This is a genomic window from Candidatus Nitrospira nitrosa (genome assembly GCF_001458735.1).
Lineage (GTDB): Bacteria > Nitrospirota > Nitrospiria > Nitrospirales > Nitrospiraceae > Nitrospira_D > Nitrospira_D nitrosa.
The window spans coordinates 100,114-116,485 of record NZ_CZQA01000012.1 but is presented as its reverse complement, the minus strand read 5'-3'; the positions used below and the strand labels follow the sequence as shown (position 1 = coordinate 116,485).

16 protein-coding genes are annotated in these 16,372 nt (G+C 55.3%); 10 read left to right on the top strand and 6 right to left on the bottom strand.

All coding sequences use genetic code 11. From position 1 onward, the window contains the following. Positions 1–143: 143 nt before the first annotated feature. On the bottom strand, positions 144–1,805 hold the full coding sequence (locus tag COMA1_RS18285; RefSeq protein ID WP_090750975.1) for an alpha-keto acid decarboxylase family protein: 1,662 nt from the start codon (positions 1,803–1,805) through the stop codon (positions 144–146). A gap of 327 nt (positions 1,806–2,132) precedes the next feature. Here COMA1_RS18285 and COMA1_RS18275 point away from each other — a divergent pair, with 327 nt between their 5' ends. The 3 genes from COMA1_RS18275 (at position 2,133) to COMA1_RS18265 (ending at position 6,663) form a co-directional block, all read left to right on the top strand. Next, complete coding sequence (locus COMA1_RS18275; protein ID WP_090750973.1) at positions 2,133–3,320, top strand: class I SAM-dependent rRNA methyltransferase; 1,188 nt, start codon at positions 2,133–2,135, stop codon at positions 3,318–3,320. Positions 3,321–3,767: 447 nt separating this feature from the next. Further along, on the top strand, positions 3,768–5,204 hold the full coding sequence (locus COMA1_RS18270; protein WP_176698166.1) for an RNA-directed DNA polymerase: 1,437 nt from the start codon (positions 3,768–3,770) through the stop codon (positions 5,202–5,204). A 442-nt stretch (positions 5,205–5,646) separates the two neighbouring features. Beyond that, positions 5,647–6,663 carry an IS110 family RNA-guided transposase gene (locus COMA1_RS18265; RefSeq protein WP_090742717.1) on the top strand — a complete coding sequence of 339 codons (1,017 nt, stop codon included), beginning with the start codon at positions 5,647–5,649 and terminating at the stop codon, positions 6,661–6,663. A 607-nt stretch (positions 6,664–7,270) separates the two neighbouring features. On the opposite strand, the gene COMA1_RS18260 is transcribed toward COMA1_RS18265, so the two are convergent. Next, on the bottom strand, positions 7,271–7,690 hold the full coding sequence (locus COMA1_RS18260) for a hypothetical protein (protein WP_141654415.1): 420 nt from the start codon (positions 7,688–7,690) through the stop codon (positions 7,271–7,273). Between the two features lie 336 nt (positions 7,691–8,026). Continuing rightward, positions 8,027–8,689 carry a hypothetical protein gene (locus tag COMA1_RS18255; protein WP_090750970.1) on the bottom strand — a complete coding sequence of 221 codons (663 nt, stop codon included), beginning with the start codon at positions 8,687–8,689 and terminating at the stop codon, positions 8,027–8,029. A 307-nt stretch (positions 8,690–8,996) separates the two neighbouring features. Between COMA1_RS18255 and smbP the strand changes: the two genes are divergently transcribed. The 4 genes from smbP to COMA1_RS18235 all read left to right on the top strand — a co-directional run bounded on the left by smbP (position 8,997) and on the right by COMA1_RS18235 (position 11,563). Beyond that, positions 8,997–9,341 (top strand): small metal-binding protein SmbP, encoded by a 345-nt coding sequence (gene smbP / locus COMA1_RS18250; RefSeq protein ID WP_245631152.1) that lies wholly within the window; start codon positions 8,997–8,999, stop codon positions 9,339–9,341. Positions 9,342–9,638: 297 nt separating this feature from the next. Continuing rightward, complete coding sequence (locus COMA1_RS18245) at positions 9,639–10,520, top strand: lipase family protein (RefSeq protein ID WP_090750969.1); 882 nt, start codon at positions 9,639–9,641, stop codon at positions 10,518–10,520. A 175-nt stretch (positions 10,521–10,695) separates the two neighbouring features. Continuing rightward, the gene (locus COMA1_RS18240) at positions 10,696–11,304 is read left to right on the top strand and encodes a short chain dehydrogenase (RefSeq protein ID WP_090750968.1); all 609 of its coding nucleotides are present in this window, start codon (positions 10,696–10,698) and stop codon (positions 11,302–11,304) included. Positions 11,305–11,335: 31 nt separating this feature from the next. After that, entirely contained in the window at positions 11,336–11,563 is a 228-nt protein-coding gene (locus COMA1_RS18235; protein ID WP_090750967.1) for a hypothetical protein, read from the top strand. Between the two features lie 30 nt (positions 11,564–11,593). Here COMA1_RS18235 and COMA1_RS18230 read toward each other — a convergent pair whose 3' ends face one another. The 3 genes from COMA1_RS18230 to sthA form a co-directional block, all read right to left on the bottom strand. Then, the gene (locus COMA1_RS18230) at positions 11,594–12,616 is read right to left on the bottom strand and encodes a Tim44 domain-containing protein (protein WP_090750966.1); all 1,023 of its coding nucleotides are present in this window, start codon (positions 12,614–12,616) and stop codon (positions 11,594–11,596) included. Between the two features lie 112 nt (positions 12,617–12,728). Next, positions 12,729–13,211, bottom strand: a complete 483-nt coding sequence (locus tag COMA1_RS18225; protein WP_176698165.1) for an aminoacyl-tRNA deacylase — start codon at positions 13,209–13,211, stop codon at positions 12,729–12,731. A 268-nt stretch (positions 13,212–13,479) separates the two neighbouring features. Beyond that, complete coding sequence (gene sthA, locus COMA1_RS18220) at positions 13,480–14,880, bottom strand: Si-specific NAD(P)(+) transhydrogenase (protein WP_090750964.1); 1,401 nt, start codon at positions 14,878–14,880, stop codon at positions 13,480–13,482. Between the two features lie 420 nt (positions 14,881–15,300). Here sthA and COMA1_RS21425 point away from each other — a divergent pair, with 420 nt between their 5' ends. From COMA1_RS21425 to COMA1_RS21215, 3 genes are all read left to right on the top strand, one after another. Continuing rightward, positions 15,301–15,552 (top strand): hypothetical protein, encoded by a 252-nt coding sequence (locus tag COMA1_RS21425; protein WP_218055424.1) that lies wholly within the window; start codon positions 15,301–15,303, stop codon positions 15,550–15,552. Positions 15,553–15,638: 86 nt separating this feature from the next. Beyond that, positions 15,639–16,103, top strand: coding sequence for a hypothetical protein (locus COMA1_RS18210; RefSeq protein ID WP_090750963.1), 465 nt, complete (start codon positions 15,639–15,641; stop codon positions 16,101–16,103). Positions 16,104–16,173: 70 nt separating this feature from the next. Beyond that, positions 16,174–16,323, top strand: a complete 150-nt coding sequence (locus COMA1_RS21215; RefSeq protein ID WP_176698164.1) for a hypothetical protein — start codon at positions 16,174–16,176, stop codon at positions 16,321–16,323. Positions 16,324–16,372: the final 49 nt, after the last annotated feature.

The following is a 16,372-nucleotide window of genomic DNA, read 5'->3' as shown; positions in this document are numbered from 1 at the left end:
ATAAACAAATTTGCAGGGGGCGTGCCACTGCTGATTTTGGTGGAAGAACGAGCCTATGTGCGTTTTCCGGAGAAATTGGGGGGTGATTTTCTCTATAAGTAATCAGACATGTAGGAGAAAGCAGACAGACTGGATGGTTTTCCCTATGGCTTATCGGTGGACAGCTTTTTCCCAAGGCGCCTAGCCAGGCGGACCATACCGGGGCTGCGGTCATTGGGGCTGAGGAGCACGTTGAGCACATGCAGGTGAGCGTGGTCGGCAAACGCAGCGGAGAGATGTTGTTGGAACTCCCGCTGGGTACTCACGCGTACGCCTTTCCCGCCTCCAACCAGATCACAGATTTTGTCGTATTGCCATTCATGCACATCGTTAAAGGGACCTTCTAAAATCTCCCGTTCCGTTGAATAACCACGGTTATTCAAAAGGATCACAATCGGGGCTTGCCCATACCGGACACAGCTGGCCAGTTCCGTTCCGGTCATCTGAAAGGCACCATCTCCCACTAGTACGATCGGACGCAGGCTGGGGTCGGCGAACGAGGCGCCTAATGCCGCCGGGACGGCGAACCCCATTGACGTATAGTAGGCCGGTGACAGGAACTCGAACCGATGGCGGACATGCAGGTCAGCCGCAGCAAAGAGCGACTCGCCAACGTCTGCAATCACGACGGTCTTCTCGGTGAGCACGGTATCCAGGTGCATGAAGAGTCCTTCCAGGGTTACCGAAGCATCGAGGTCAGGGGCCGTGAGTGCCGGAACGGTTTTGACCGGGAGTGTGCGTTGGGAGCGTGAAAAGGAGGGAAGCGGCGATCGCACCAGCCCTTGAACGAAGTCCTGGAACTTGATGGAGTCATACCGATGGTGTTTGATGGCGACTCGATCGGCAGTCGCATGGATAGTCCGGCCTTCGGATAACAGCGGCGATGTCGCATCCAGATCTTCCACATCGGAGAGGATGGATCCCAGGATCAGCAGACAGTCAGAATCGTTAATGAACTGCTGGACATCTTCGCGAGCGATGAGCCCGCCATACACGCCGACGTAGAGCGGATGGTCTTCGCGAATGACTGATTTCCCGAGCAGCGTTGAGGCAATCGGAATATTCAGTTGCTCGACGAGCCGAATGAGATCATCCTGAAGTCCGAACCGACCGACTTCTGCCCCCACGAGCATGGCCGGGCGTTTGGCCGATGCCAGCATGATCCGGACTTCGCTGAGCGCTTCCTCCAGCGCGGCGGGGTCACTTGGTGTATCCTCGATACACATCGGTCTCATGCCGCCGGCCAGTGGACAATGGACCATGTCCCTTGGAATCTCGATATAAATGGGACGGCGATAGCGTAGGAGGGCGGCGAAGGCCTGGTCCATTTCGCGCTCGGCGGTCAAGGGATCATCCAGGGTGACCGCGGCAACGGTCATCCGCTCAAAGACCTCTCGTTGCGTTCCGAAGTCGCGGACCATATGATGCAGATAGGGGGTACGGGTACGTTCGGAGAGACCGGGCGAGCCGGTCAGGAGCACCACCGGCGACCGTTCCGCATAGGCGCAGGCAATGGCATTGACGGTATTGAGACCGCCGACGCAATAGGTGACACAGACGGCTCCGATCCCGTTGATGCGGGCGTAGGCGTCTGCCGCAAAGCCGGCGCAGTCTTCCCGCGTGGTGCCGACGTGTTTGATGGGCGAGGCTTCGATCAGTTGGTAGAGCGAGAGCACGTAGTCGCCGGGAATGCCGAAGATATGCCGGACACCAAGATGATGTAATCGATCTAAGACAGCTGATCCAATCGTTGGTTTGTGGCCCATAAAGTCGCTTTCTATAGAGAGTTGAAAGAGCTAGGAGCCTGTTCGACATTGCCTTCGTCGCGAGGCGAAGGAGAGACGGCGAGCTGCAAGGCCGCAGGCCATGAAAAACCGGAAGTGTATTCGCTGGAATACATTGAGGATTTTTCGAGGCCGAGAACGTTGCAGATGACCGTCGATCATTTGCCGCAGTAGAAAGGTCAATGTCGGACAGGCTCCTTATTCAAGAAAACATACTGATGTCCATTCGTCAAGAACAACCGGACGACCAGTGATGCATTGTGGTCGGTATGTGACCACCCACGTCCCAGCTTAGAGGTAACCATCGTTATGAAACATGATATGACACCGACGGCTCACGTTCGCCTCACGCCTGCACGCGGTTCAGAGAGTCGGCATCTGTGGCTCTATGCCGGGCATGTCGGACCGCTTGTCGGTGAGGCAATCGCCGGGGATTTGGTCGATGTCCTGACCCCCAGCGGACAATTCTACGGACGTGGCCTCTATAATCCTGCGTCCAAAATTCGTGTCCGCCTCCTGACATTCGAGGATGAATCTATCGATGAGACGTTCTGGCGAGGAAGAATCCAGCAAGCCATCCGCCTGCGGCAGCGAGTCGTCTCGCAGTCCAATGCTTATCGGCTTATTTATGCCGAAGGCGATCGACTGCCCGGGTTGATCGTGGATCGGTACGATCAGCTGCTGGTGATGCAGTGTCTCTCGTTTGGGATGGATAGCCGCAAGGAACTCATAGCGGACGTGCTGATGAAGGAATTGGGTCTGACACGAGTCTATCTACGGAACGAAGCCAAAAGTCGCCAACTTGAAGGGTTGCCACTCGAACGAGGATTTCTTCGAGGCAGTGGCCCGACGCAAGTTGAGATTCAGGAGGGGGGCGCGAAGTTTCTCGTCGATGTGGAGAAGGGGCAGAAGACCGGTTGGTTTTGCGATCAACGAGAGAACCGGCTGGCAGCAGCCAAGCTCACGGCAGGGGCCGATGTGCTGGAGGTGTTCTGCCATACCGGCGCATTTGGCATTCATGCCGCGCTCGCCGGAGCGGTATCAGTGGAGGGCCTCGATGTCAGTCAAGACACACTGGCCATGGCCCGAGCACATGCCGCAATGAACAAGGTGGAGGATCGATGCACTTATCGCCAAGCCGATGCCTTCGAGGAGATGCGTAAGCTGGTGAAAGCAGGGAAGCGTTACGATGTGGTGATGCTGGATCCCCCGGCATTTGCTCGCAGTCAACAGGCCCTGGCCGGCGCCTTGACCGGGTATAAAGACGTCAACCTCTTGGGAATGAAGCTGCTCAAGCCAGAAGGGTTTCTCGTCACCAGTTCCTGCTCCCATCCCGTCTCGGAAGAAGATCTCTGGAAGAGCATTCGCCTTGCCGCCCGCGACGCAAAACGCGATATTCGACTCATCGAACAGCGAGGCCAGAGCCCTGACCATCCCATCCTCGGCAGCATGCCGGAAACGCGGTATTTGAAGTGCTTCATTGTGCAGGTGTTGTAGTGGGTCTCGCTGCACTATCGGTTGAAGCCTGGGTCATCTTTCCCACTCCCACCAAGGCTACGAATTCTTGCATTCCTATGCAAAAGGGGGTATGCCTTTCCCCTGATTCTACTGTTTTGAGAGTAGGAGAGATTCTACGAATGTTTCAGATGAGCGACTAAAGATAGAATAGTGACGCAAATGTGGACTGGAGGCCGCGTTGTGACAAGTTGAAGCATTGACGCTGAGCATATCAGCGTTGCCACGCGGCAATTCTGAAGCTTCTCCCACTTTGTAGTGCGTAGCTATCGAAGTGTGTCTCAGGTGAGGTGCAGAGGTCTGTTTCTGAGGTAGTGAATGCTCAGTGCTTTACTTGCTTACGGGTACCTACCCCGGGAGTTGCCACCACTCTTTGGATCACAATCATTAGCAGGGCTTGGGAAAGTTTCTAGCAATCTACCCGTAAGCATGACAAAGGAAAAGGCAGATTGGACACAGCCAGCCTACCATAACCTAGCACGGGTTGGAGGCTTGAGACGACGATTGACCGTTCCAAATCCAGCAAACTTCTTCCGGCTGGGCAAAGTTTTTGACAGGTATAGTGATTTGCTGATGGCCGAATGGGAGAAGTCTCCATTCTCAAAGACTTTGCCAAGAATATCGCCGCAAGGCCCTCGTGGTATAGCTAATGAGCCAACTGATCGTGCCATTGCAAAAGCTAGTGCGAGAATCGGTGCTCGCTACCTGTTACGTGCTGATATCTCACAGTTTTACCCTTCTATTTACACGCATAGCATTTCTTGGGCGCTTCATACCAAAAAGGTAGCTAAGACTGCTTTCAATGATATGAGTCTTGCGGGAAATGTCTTGGATAAGGAACTGCAAGCCTGTCAATTTGGTCAGACAAAAGGCGTGGCTATAGGACCTGACACCTCGTTGGGTGTGGCAGAGCTTCTTCTTGCGCCGATTGATAGGCGTCTGGACGATGAGTGTCAGATCATGGGGGGTGCGAGGTTTATCGATGATATGGAATTCAGCTTTCAAAAGTTGGCGGATGCCGAAGCCACGCTAGCGCGACTTGAATCAATGCTTTATGAGTATGAATTGCAGCTCAATGGGAACAAAACGGAAATCCTTGAACTGCCTGAAACGCTTGAAAGTAAGTACGTAACAAAGCTTCGGTGCCATATCCCAACTTTAACTAGAGGGACTAAATCTCAGTGGATCGATTACTTCAATCATGCCTTTATGCTCGCTAAGGAACACCAATCCGATGGCGTACTTAGATATGCAATTGCTGCTCTTCAAGGTATCACGGCTACAGAGAAGTGCTGGTCTCTTGTTCAAACTCTCTTATGGCAAAGTGTTGCGCTTGATCCCGGCTGTCTAAGATTTGTGATTGATGTCTTATTGCTACACAAACATCGCGTGTCGTATGTGCCAGATGGTGAAATCGCAAGTTTGGCTATCGAATCCTTGATCATAAACAGTGCTCCAGTTGGGCATGGCAGTGAAATACTTTGGAGTATTTGGGCGGCAATGCAGCTGGGGATAACATTATCTCAGGATGCACAGCAGGCAATCGCGGGAATGGATGATGCCTTTGTTGCGGTAGCGGCTATGGTAGCAAAAAGGCGTAACGTTTTTGTGGGAGATTTTTCGTCTCCTATTTGGGAATCATGGTTAATTGAAGATTGCTTCCGACAGGAGCATTGGTTGTTTGGCTATGAGGCAAATAGGCGAGGCTGGTGTACAGATAGGGTTCGAGCAGCGAAACTCCATAATGAGCCAACCGTACAGGCTCTAACAGAGGCAGACGTCACCTTTCTCATAGACGATAAGGTAGACGGCTATGTGCCGAACAAGTTGAGAACTTATGATAGAGGTGGAGGCGGGTACCACTAGATTAGATTAAAGAAGGTCTGATTTATTCTCCATGTGCTATGAAAATATAAGGTGGCTGGAAGTATTGTTGACGTCCGCGCCTCGCTTTTGATTTGATACTCCTTACCCATGCCGTTTCTGGTTGGTTGATCAGAGGTAGGAGATGCGTTGGGAGTCTGTTATGGAGCTTACCGTGAAAGTTGCTTGTGTGCCACTGCGGTTCAGTCTTCCACACCCATACCGATCACAATGAGCACCGTATACTCCTGATTCCGCAGCCTTCCACCGGAGGCCTGGCTCCGCTTGGTGCAACCGGAACGGCAGGCCAGATGGGTCACGTCGTAGAGTATAGCGTGTTGGCAATAAAGAAAGACTCCCGATAATCATCTCGAAGGCTCCTCTCTTGAAGAGTAGAGTCGTTGCTAACGCGACGGGCTCATCCACTTTAACCGAGGAGGTTGCGATGATGTGTTATGCGGGCATTGATCTCCATGCCACGAATAGTGTGCTGGTCGTGATTGATGAAGCGGATCGAGTGCTGTATCAGAAACGCCTCCGCAATGACCTGGCCGTGATCTTCACGGCCTTAACACCGTATCAGACCACGCTGCAGGGCGTGGTCGTTGAGTCCACCTATAATTGGTACTGGTTAGTCGACGGGCTCATGGAAGCAGGGTACCGGGTCCACCTCGCTCATGCACCAGCCCTGCCGCAGTATAGTGGGCTCAAGCATGTTGACGATCAACACGATGCGCAGTGGTTAGCCCATTTACTCCGGCTAGGTTTGCTCCCTACCGGGTACATTTACCCCAAAGCGGAACGGGCCGTGCGGGACTTGTTGCGGAAGCGCAGTCAGTTGGTTCGGCACAAGACCATGGTCGTGCTGAGCCTACAAAGCCTGCTGACACGACTGACTGGCAATCGGCTCTCCCTCCCTCGGCTTCGACAGCTCACCCCAGAGGGCATTCAGGCACTTGTGCCATTTCCCGAACATGTGCAATCGGTCAGCAGTTCGTTGGCTGTGCTGCAATGTCTGGAGCACGAGATTCACACGATTGAGGGCACGGTTCGGGAAGCGGGGCGGACTCAGCCGGGCTATGTGCTCTTACAGACCGTCCCCGGCATCGGGCCGATCTTGGCGGGCACCATTCTCCTGGAAGCCGGTGACCTGCGGCGGTTTGCGACCGTGGGACACTTCGCCTCCTACTGTCGCTGTGTCGGCAGCGAACATGTGAGTAACGGCAAACGCAAAGGGGCTGGCAACACGAAGAACGGCAACAAGTATTTAAGCTGGGCGTTCATCGAGGCGGCGCACTTCGCCATTCGCTATGAGGCCGTGATTCGCACGTATTATCAGCGCAAGCAGGCACGGACGCATCCCCTTGTGGCGCTGAAGGCCGTGGCCCATAAATTGGCGCGGGCCTGCTATCACATGCTCCGTGCGCAGGTGCCATTCGATCTGTCCCGCGCTTTTGGCTAGGCGCGGCAGAGCTGGGGGGAGCTGGGAGCTCGCAAAGGGGTTGAGGCCACACCTCGCACTCCCGATTAGCCCCGGTCTTCCCCCTTCAACTCCCTCGCCACTGGCGTGGGGACTGAGACGCCTCGACCGTGAGCCATGATGGGGTTGGCGCCAGCCCGCTGGTAGCCAGACGTCCTGTGCGTAGGTATGCTGGACACGGCCGGGAACCGACGGTTGTCTGGGGCACGAGGTGCCAGGGGCTGGAGTGGATCCCCGACGGGGCTCGCTCCCACGCCTTGATCCTGATGGGTGACTGGTGCGGCTCAAATCCGAGCTGACACTGCTGACGACGACAACCGGGATGCGACGGAGTCACGCGACCACCATGGCGAGGGAAGACGTCGTCGGAGACCTCGCCCCGTTTGTAGGATACGGAGGGCATGATCGGCTGTGCCCTCTTGACCGGAGCCTTCGAGATGGGCGACCCCTTTGATTCAACTTCTCCAATTACGGATATGGCACGCTGACGCCACGGCGCACCGCCGTGGCGTCAGCAATCTGTCAGGCGTCAGGTTAGGAATGGCCTACATTGGCCAACCAACCGGAGCCATCTCTATCCTGCCCTTAATCATTTTCCTACTTTCAAGAGCCATCCGTCGCCGCGCTCACAGAGATTGGGGCCTTTCGCCGTAATAGCAACTCTGATGAAGGTGTCTTTGGCCGAGGCGGGGATCTTGCCGCTGACTAAAAACCCATCGAAGTGAGGCGTCACAGTGACCGGGACGATTTCGTCCTTGATCATCACTGTAATGGTTTTGGGAAACGTCCCCTTGGATGCCACAAACGAAAATGCCGATTGCGGCGCGACTTCTGTATTATTGTCTGTTTGTGAGTAGGGCTTCGGCATGAACGTGGAAAACGATACAACGCCGCAACCACCCGAGCTGCTGGAGCCGGGAGGGGGTGAATCATAGCCGGCCCCGACCTCGCCGATGTTGCCGAAGGCACTCAGTACCATAACGATCGCTAGGGCATATCGAATATTCACGATGACACCTCGTTGTTGATTGTTGATAGTGGCCGGGATGGCGGAGGCCAAGGAGTATGACTTATTGTGTAGTCCCGGAGAGACAAAAAGCAAACCTCTGATGACTCGCAAGGACCAGGGTGAGCGGCTTGCTCGTTGGGGTGGAGACCTCGCACGTGGCTGACGGGAGCATCGCGGGTCTGGCTGACTGTTTCCCTCGAACCAAGCCCCGACGGTGGCCAAGCTGCTGGCGAATGAAGCCGTGCCAGAGGATGCGACCTGTAGCTTCAGATGGATAAATATAGCGGGAGTCTTTTATTGCAGTCGCCGCGCAAGCTGTCGAGGCGCCACCGCAGTTCAGTTTTCCACGCCCATGCCGATCACGATGAGGACCGCATAGTCTTGCTTTGTGCAGCCCTCGACCGGAGGCATGGCACCTCCTGGCGCGACGGGAAAGGCCGACTGCTTCGCACTGGCCGGGGAGCAGGAGCCACCTGCTGCTTCCGGTGTATAGCGCGCGGAACGGCAGGCGAGGTGGGTGACATCATAGAGTGTCGCGCCTTGATTGAGCTCCCAGCGCCGGTCGCCATGGCTGTCGGCGGGATGAATCGTCAGCACGGCTGTCACCTTGCGGGCGCCCGTGACCACATATTTCCCGGGAGGGAGCGGAACGGTCGGTTGCTCCATGATCAACCCATGTTCTTCGAGCCACCAGTCTGTCTCGTCGAATTTCCAGCGTGCTGGTGCGATGCCACCGGCCTCCTTCAACGAGTGATAGCGGTTTAGCTTCACGCCTCGAGGCCCTGGATCCAGTGGCCACAGCCCCCACAATTGCGCGCCATTTCCGGAGGTCGCACTCGGGTCTCCCAATGCGGCGATGTACTGTGTCGGTATTCGCTTGAACTTCGTCTGGTTTCCATCCGCGGCGTGCACCGCCGGCGCCACGACCACGATCGTCAGCAGTAATGCCAGTACCAAACATGCGCGGCGGATTCCGATTGTGCTGAGGGTTGACATCATTGTGCGACATTCCTTTCAGGACGGTTCAGCAACAGTCCGATCACTCTTATCTTTTAGCAGGGCAGCTATCCCGATATCCAGGACGAGCTCACCTTCGTGATGTGGACCGATACTTCAGCGAGGACTTCTTGGAAAGCATGTAGAAATATTGTGTCACGGTAGAGGAAAGGGGTTTCAGCCCCGGTCTTCTGCTCACGGGGCTCACAGTTCTATCCATTCTTGACAGTCTGCCGAAATGCTGTGGTAAGGTGAATGACTTGTTACAGCCATTTACGGTCACGCAGGCCTAACTTATAGGAGGGGAACGATGATGATCAGCAAAATCTCTCGTGGTGTCCTTATGCTCGGTGCGCTTGGGATGTTGGTGAGTGTTCCGGTGCTCAATGCGCAGCCATCCCCAGCCGGGAACGTGTTAGATTCCATTGCGCACGCGAAGGAGGCGGTGGAGCATGGCAAACAGGGGCACGCTGATGCCGTAGTGGCCCATGCGGAAAAGTCACGGAATCATGCCGAGCGGGGAGGGAAAAATCCCCATTTGGGCGAAGGGATCAAGCATCTGACTGAAGCCATCGAGCATGGAAAGGCTGGTCATGCCGACGTCGCCACGCAGCATGCCGAAGCAGCTCTGACGCATTTGAACGAGGCGAAGTAAGCCTCCACGCGATTCGGTGAGGGTGAGTTGATGATGAACGGGCAGGGGAGCAGTCTCCTGCCCGTTTCTGTTTGAGGAGGATTGTGGCGAAGGCGTGATGGGGTAGATTCCAGGTCGGCTATTGTTAGGAAGAATCATTCAGCAACGCATTGTCGTTGGGGGAACAGGGCATGATTAAGGTGGTGGATGGTAAAGCTGAACGGTGTTTCCTTACAGGAGGGGGTGGGCGTGCCATTTTTCAGGGTTCTGCGATAGGGTTTCGATCACGCACCTCATCTTTAACAAAAGGAACCGAACATGAACCAGATTGAAAAACGAGGCCGAACCTTCGACGCCTTATTCAATCCAAAACACTACGCGCCGTTTCTTGGTATTGGTGATGCTGACAAGTTTCGAGCGGTGTGGGAAAACCATCCCGATTATGTTTTTGCGAACATGGCGCATGCCGCATATGTCGATGATGATTATAATCAGGCCCTGTTCGCAAAATTAGGGGTGACAGTTAAGTCCTACGCAAGCGGGCCAAATTCTTTCGGCATCATCAGAGGCCGGCAGGCGATACTGGCACATTGGGATAGGGTTGCGGTCTTGTCATTTCGTGGAACCGAAGGGTCGGAACCGCTCGCCGTTCGAACTCCGGAGTTTTTGCGAAGAGTGGCTGATGCCGTCGGTATCGAACTCCCAGAGAAGTTCAATACGTTTTTGGCGACGGACATTCTTGACGATCTGAACTTCCCTCAAGTCCCATACAATGGCGCCGAGGTTCACGGAGGCTTTCTTGCCGCGACGACGGAGTTGTGGCCGAAGATTGAAGCCGATCTGAAGTCATCGCCAATCGCAGATTGTGTGGAATTCTATGTCACGGGGCATAGCTTGGGGGCGGCCATGGCTCTCATTGCAGGGATGACCCACCAATTTACCCGTATTGTGACCTTTGGCGAGCCGCGTGTGGGAAGACACATCGACAAGAATGGCCTCGCCGCCTCAACCCCCCACATTCGCTATGTCAATGGCCGTGATCCTGTGACGGCAATTGTACCGACCGTGCCTCCTTTCTCCTTTGAACATCATGGTGAAGAGCGATGCATTTCAGACTCGAAGAAGGATGACGACAACAGGCTCTTTGATCATTCGATCATTAACTATGCGGAGATTCTCGGGGATAGAGTGATAGGGTAGCGGCGATTGGAACGCGTGAAACGGGCGAGACTCTCTTCCTGTTGCAATGTCTTGACAATAGATTCATAAATAGATTTGGAGCAGGGTTGCGAGACCACGCATTTTTTGCAAGCGGGGAGCAGGTCTCTCTAGGATGAATGCAAATAGTTCAGGGCTGGGTGGAGGAGAACGAGCGATGCGAGTGATTGTGGTCGGAGGAGCCGGCACGATTGGATCAGCCGTGGTGGTGGCGTTGTCGGCCCGGCATGAGGTGGTCGTCGTTGGACGGACATCAGGAACTGTGCATGTGGATGTAGCCTCGCCGGAGTCGATTCGCGCGATGTTTCAGTCGGTGGGAACATTTGATGCGGTAATCAGCGCAGCGGGGCAGGCGAAGTTTGGAAGTCTTGATGAGCTGACGGATGCTGACTATCTGTTCAGCTTCTCGAATAAGCTAATGGGACAAGCCAATCTCGTGCGGATCGGTCGACAGTTCATTGCCGACGGCGGGTCGTTTACACTGACGACCGGTGTGTTGAGTCAGGAGCCAATCAAGGGGAGTGCCTCTATCAGCATGGTGAATGCCGGCCTTGAAGGCTTTGTTCGAGCGGCCGCGCTGGAGCTGCCGCGTGGGATACGAGTCAATGTCGTGAGTCCACCCTGGGTGACGGAAACTCTCGTGGCACGAAAGATGGACCCAGCGCCGGGCATGCCGGCTGCGCGTGTGGCGCAAGCCTACCTCGCAAGCGTCGAAGGGACGATAACGGGACAGACGCTTGATCCGCGAAGACTCCCCGGTACATAAATCCCATCAGCAAACAGTGGGTGAGGAGTGTATGGGTAACCGTTCAAACGCCGGAGGTTCCAATCTGTTTTCAGCAGAATCCCGCCGGACGTTTTATGAAGCCCATCCTTCGATAGCCTTGTTCATGCTCTTAGTCGTGTTGGCGGCGCCGTTTGCGGGACTCTATGTGGCGGGGCTGCTGGGTGTGGTGATTGGGGTGTTGGTTTCTGCCGCAGCCTATGTCCTGACGCCATGTCTCTGGAAGTGGATCGGCGGCTGACTCTGTGAGTCAGCCGCCTTCTTGAGTCGATTATTGCTGCTGGATGGCCGACAAGAGCCAGTGACCATCACGCACACGCATGAAGGTCCAGACTTCGACGGATTCCGTTACCGTGTCTTCACTTCCCTCAACCAGATAGCCGGGTTCTCCACGTGGGATTGTTGTGGAGACGGTGTAGTCACGGGCATTCCAGCGGAGGTCCACCGTGGCATAGTCGGTCGTGTCTTCCGACCAGGCTTCGCGGACGTCTCCCTTGAGTAACACGACGTCTTCCACATGGTTCCGGACCCCTTGACGATTATCCTCGGCCAGTGCCTCGCTGAAATAGCTGAACATTTCAGGCGTCACACGCTGCTGTAGCCCTGCCAAATCCTGTGAGCTCCAGGCGGATTGAATATTGGTGAGGAGTTGCTGAAAGGTGGACTTATCGTCTGTCGTCACGCTGTAGGCCTTCGTGTCTGGCTCATTCGTCGTGCTGTTGGCCGAAACGTCGAGGAGGCTCCCTCGGGCTGATGTGCTACGTGAGAGTCCGGTAAAGACCGGTGCCGGTGTCTGTTTGGACCGTCTGAAGAAATAGAATGCGCCTGCTCCAAGAGCCATCAGGAGGAGGATGAACCCAAAGGAGTTCCCTGATGTGGGTGCTGATGCTGATCCTGATTCCGCATCCGTGGTCTTGGCGCTGCTCTCCGTCGCGCCGAAGAGCATATGGCCGAGCCAGGTTCCAGCTAGCCCGCCGGCGATCCCGGCAAGTAAGGGATTGCGTTGGAACCACGAAGGGGATGTAGCCGGGGTGGGTTGAGCCATCGGACTGTTCGCGGTCTGTGGTGGCGGTGTCGCTGAAGGTCTGGGAGCGGTGGATTGCTCAATGGGCTTGGCGCCGTTCTCCTGATAGGTTCGTGATCCACGGCTTCCAAAGCCCATTGAGGAGTTTCCGCCGCGAGCCCCACTCGAAAATCCTCCGCCACCTCCTCGTGCCTTGGCGAATGACAGGGTCGGTAGGCCGATAAGCGAGGCGATGATGCAGACGACTATAAGCTTTGAACTGGTTTGCATAGATGTCCTTTCGAAAGAGGGTGCCACGTTCTGACAGGCCGAACCCTATCCTAGCAGTTTTAGGAGAAGAAAACCCAATATTTGAGCCGTGACTTGACGGGATCCCTGAATCTCAGCAACTCGGTGTCGGCGTCCGGTGGAACTCGGCGACGGTAGGAAACACGAGTGCCGCAAAATCCCAGTAGCGCATTCGGATCGCTTCGGAGTGGGTTCCCCCCTCGAAGAGAATTTCTTCGTCCCCTATGAGCGATTGGTCGACATAGACGGGAAGGCCATAGAGTGTCCCGAGCGGCGGCATGGCCCCGACTTCGCAGTCAGGAAAGAGTTGGGCTAGTTCTTCCTCGGTCGCAAGTCGGACGCGGTGGGTTCCGAAAATCCCGCGCAGGCGTTGAAAATCGATCTTCGCCGTGGCCGGCAGAACCATGGTGACGAATCGCTCCTGTACTTTCACGATGACCACCTTGGCCATGGATTGTTCCGGGAGATGAAGGCTTTCGGCAACTGCGCGCGCGCGATTTGTGTGAGAGTGAGCCAAGATATCGTAATGGACATGTTCGCGATCAAGGCGTGACTTCACGGTGCGTGGAATAGGCATGGCCATACCTCCTGTGGTGGCCGATTTCCAGGAGGAAGTCGGCTGGTGGACAAGACAATACGGACGAGGAAACTGCAGGAAGAGAAAAACTGATAGTCGGGATCATTCTCATGACTACGACTCCACGTAGCTCATGACAACCGGTAGGTATAATCTGAGTATAGTCTTTTTAACGTTTTTAGTAAATCCTCTGTAGGCCAATTACGCCAACTTCTCCTCAGGCGATTCCGTCTCGTGGGATACCATTGTCTCCGGCCTGGTTCGAATTCTAATGAGATGGCGGGTGGTGCAGTTGGTTGAGTCCGTCCAGGGCTGCGGTACGATAGCACTCGGCCATGGTGGGGTAATTGAAGACGTTATGGACGAAGTACTCCACCGTTCCTCCATAGGTCAGGACTGATTGTCCGATGTGAATCAACTCCGTGGCTCCGGCTCCAATGATGTGGACGCCCAGCAACGCATGCGTCTCGCGGTGAAAGATCACCTTTAAGAGCCCGTGGAGATCGCCGCTGATGTGGCCACGCGCCATTTCTCGGAAAAAGGCTCTCCCGGTGGCGTACGGAACATGGGCGGCAGCGAGCTCCTCCTCATGAAGGCCCACCATCGAGACTTCAGGAATGCTGTAGATGCCATACGGAATTACTTTGGGTTTATGCATGTCCGGTAGCTGAAACGCATGGCAGGCCGCGAGTCGCCCCTGTTCCATTGCGGTTGCGGCAAGCGCGGGAAACCCAATGACATCACCCACGGCATAGATGTGCGGAATGGCTGTTTGGTAATGGGCGTTCACGGATAGCTGCCCCTGTTGGTCTGTCATCAGGCCGATTGTCGATAAATTCAGGGTTTCGGTGTTCCCGATCCGCCCCATGGTGTAAAGCAGCATGTCGGCGGTTGCGGTCTCTCCATTTTGAAGGTGGACTGTCGGGCGGCCGCTGGCGTTGACGGATATGTCCAAGTATTCCTGGCCGAGTCGCATCGTCACCCGGTTGTGCTGCATCTGCGCCTCAAGTGCCTGCGCGATTTCCAGGTCCAAGAACCGCAAAATCTGCGTCCGCCGATCGATCAGGGTGACATTGATCCCGAATGCAGCCAACATTGAGGCGTACTCAGCTCCGATGACACCCCCTCCGATCACGATGATGCTGGTCGGGTTCATGGTCGTACGGAGGAAGGAGTCAGAGTCGCAAATGATCAGATCGTCAAACGGAATGTCCGAGGGACGGCGGGGTCGTGAGCCTGTGGCCAGTACGATGGCAGAGGCCTGGACCTGATCGACAGATCCATCCGATCGCGTCACATTCAGGGTATGTGGGTCGAGAAAAGCAGCTGTGCCTGGAATGATGTCGATATGGTTACGTTGTAATTGATGAGTGATCACAACGACTTCGGTCTCGATGACCTGAGCTTTGCGGGTCATCAGGTCGGGGAGGGTCAGTTGCCTGGTGAGTGCTGTACCCAACTGGGCCAGCCCTCGTCGATGTAGGCCATGGATGTACTCAATGGTATCTTTGAGGGTTTTGCTGGGCAACGTGCCGGTATTGAGCGAGGCGCCACCAAGTTGCCGGGCCTTCTCAATGATGGCCACGCGCTTGGAAAGTTTCGCCGCTTGGACCGCCGCTTTCTGGCCTGCTGGTCCACTGCCGACGACCACCATGTCATAGAAACGCATAAAGATGGACCTGCATGAGTTCCGTAAGTCTGTCGCAGGTACGATATCGTGGACGCTTGTTCTCGCCAAGAAAATAAAGAAGATGTATGAACCCTATCCCTGAACGACCGTTTTACGAAGTTAACCCAAGAGGTCGTTGACGATTTTAGCGGGTGTCTGGGAGGGAGCGAAGGGTGCTGATGAAACACCATCGGCTGATTGCGAGACGCAGTAGAAAATAGGTTTCGCGACAGGGGCACCTTTGTCCCAATTGGTGCGATCCGTAATCATGAACAGGCGTTGTATGGCTTACGCGAGGCGACGGTTGCGCATCGCATCTGAGAGGCTGATCCGTTTCATGAAGCGGTCGGGTATTGGTTGTAGCACCCCGATGCTCGGCAGGTGCTGCGCTGTTTCAGCGTGCCACGTGGGGTGGCCGTGATGGCTGGCGGCACAGTGGAGCCGACAGCTACATCCGTTACACGTGTGGCGGAGGGCGGATCGGAGACCAACAGGATTTGTTCGAATCGGTTTCTCAAGAGGGAGTTCAAGACGGTACCCGATGAACCGACGGTGACGATTTGTGATCAGAATCGATTTCGCTATGCAGAGGATACGCAACTTCGTATGCCGGGTCGTCCGGATCTCCTCCACCACACGGATGAGAATACGCTCCTATGTGTCTCGACGTAATGTGGCTGCAAGGTGGGTATGGTGCCTCAATCCATGGTCTTGCAGTGTGACTTGCCGACCTCTTGCATGAAGGTCTGGCAGATTGTATGGTGAAACTTATGTTGCCGGTTCGTTTGATCAGAGGGGCTTCCGGAGTGGGCATCATGATCGCGTTGAGTCTGTGGGGGACGCTCTCCTATGCAGACACCACGAAACACGGATCCACTCCAATAGGACCAGCGCACGCTGGTCTAGAGGGACCATCTGCTCCTGCAAAGACAGGAGAAGTCGAATTGAGGCAGACCCCATCCGGTTCACTGGTAGGGGAGAGTGGCATGGCATTGCGGACAACCCCGGCCCTTTCGACAGAAATTTCGGTGAGTGGTCTGACGTTGGTTCCCTATGTCGCAGCAGGGTTTGGCGGCGGCTATGTCACGGAGCGTGATCGCGTGCTCCACACCGTACCGTCGGCCTCATCACTTTCCAGTCCAGCCACTGTAGGCGTGAGAAGCCTGTTCGGGCCGCACCTCGTTCCAAACGAAGTCCACCTCGGCATTCGCTTTCCATTTTGATCCAGCCCTAAGTCGGCGGCTCTTTGCCAGAAGTCCTTTTGATCTGACCCATTCAGAAGAAAGGTGTTTCATGAAACAGGGGTATCGTCTCGTTCTAGTCGATAAAGACGGTGTGCTCGTCAGTGAATTTCAATTGACGGAGAGTGCTCTCAGTCAGCCGGAGGTCTTTGTGGGGAAGTTGCGGGAGGCGATTGAGTCGGTCGAAGAGGAGGAGCCGTAAGGCTGGTCTTGGCAGACGGCAACCCACATGACGATGGGCAGGACAGCTG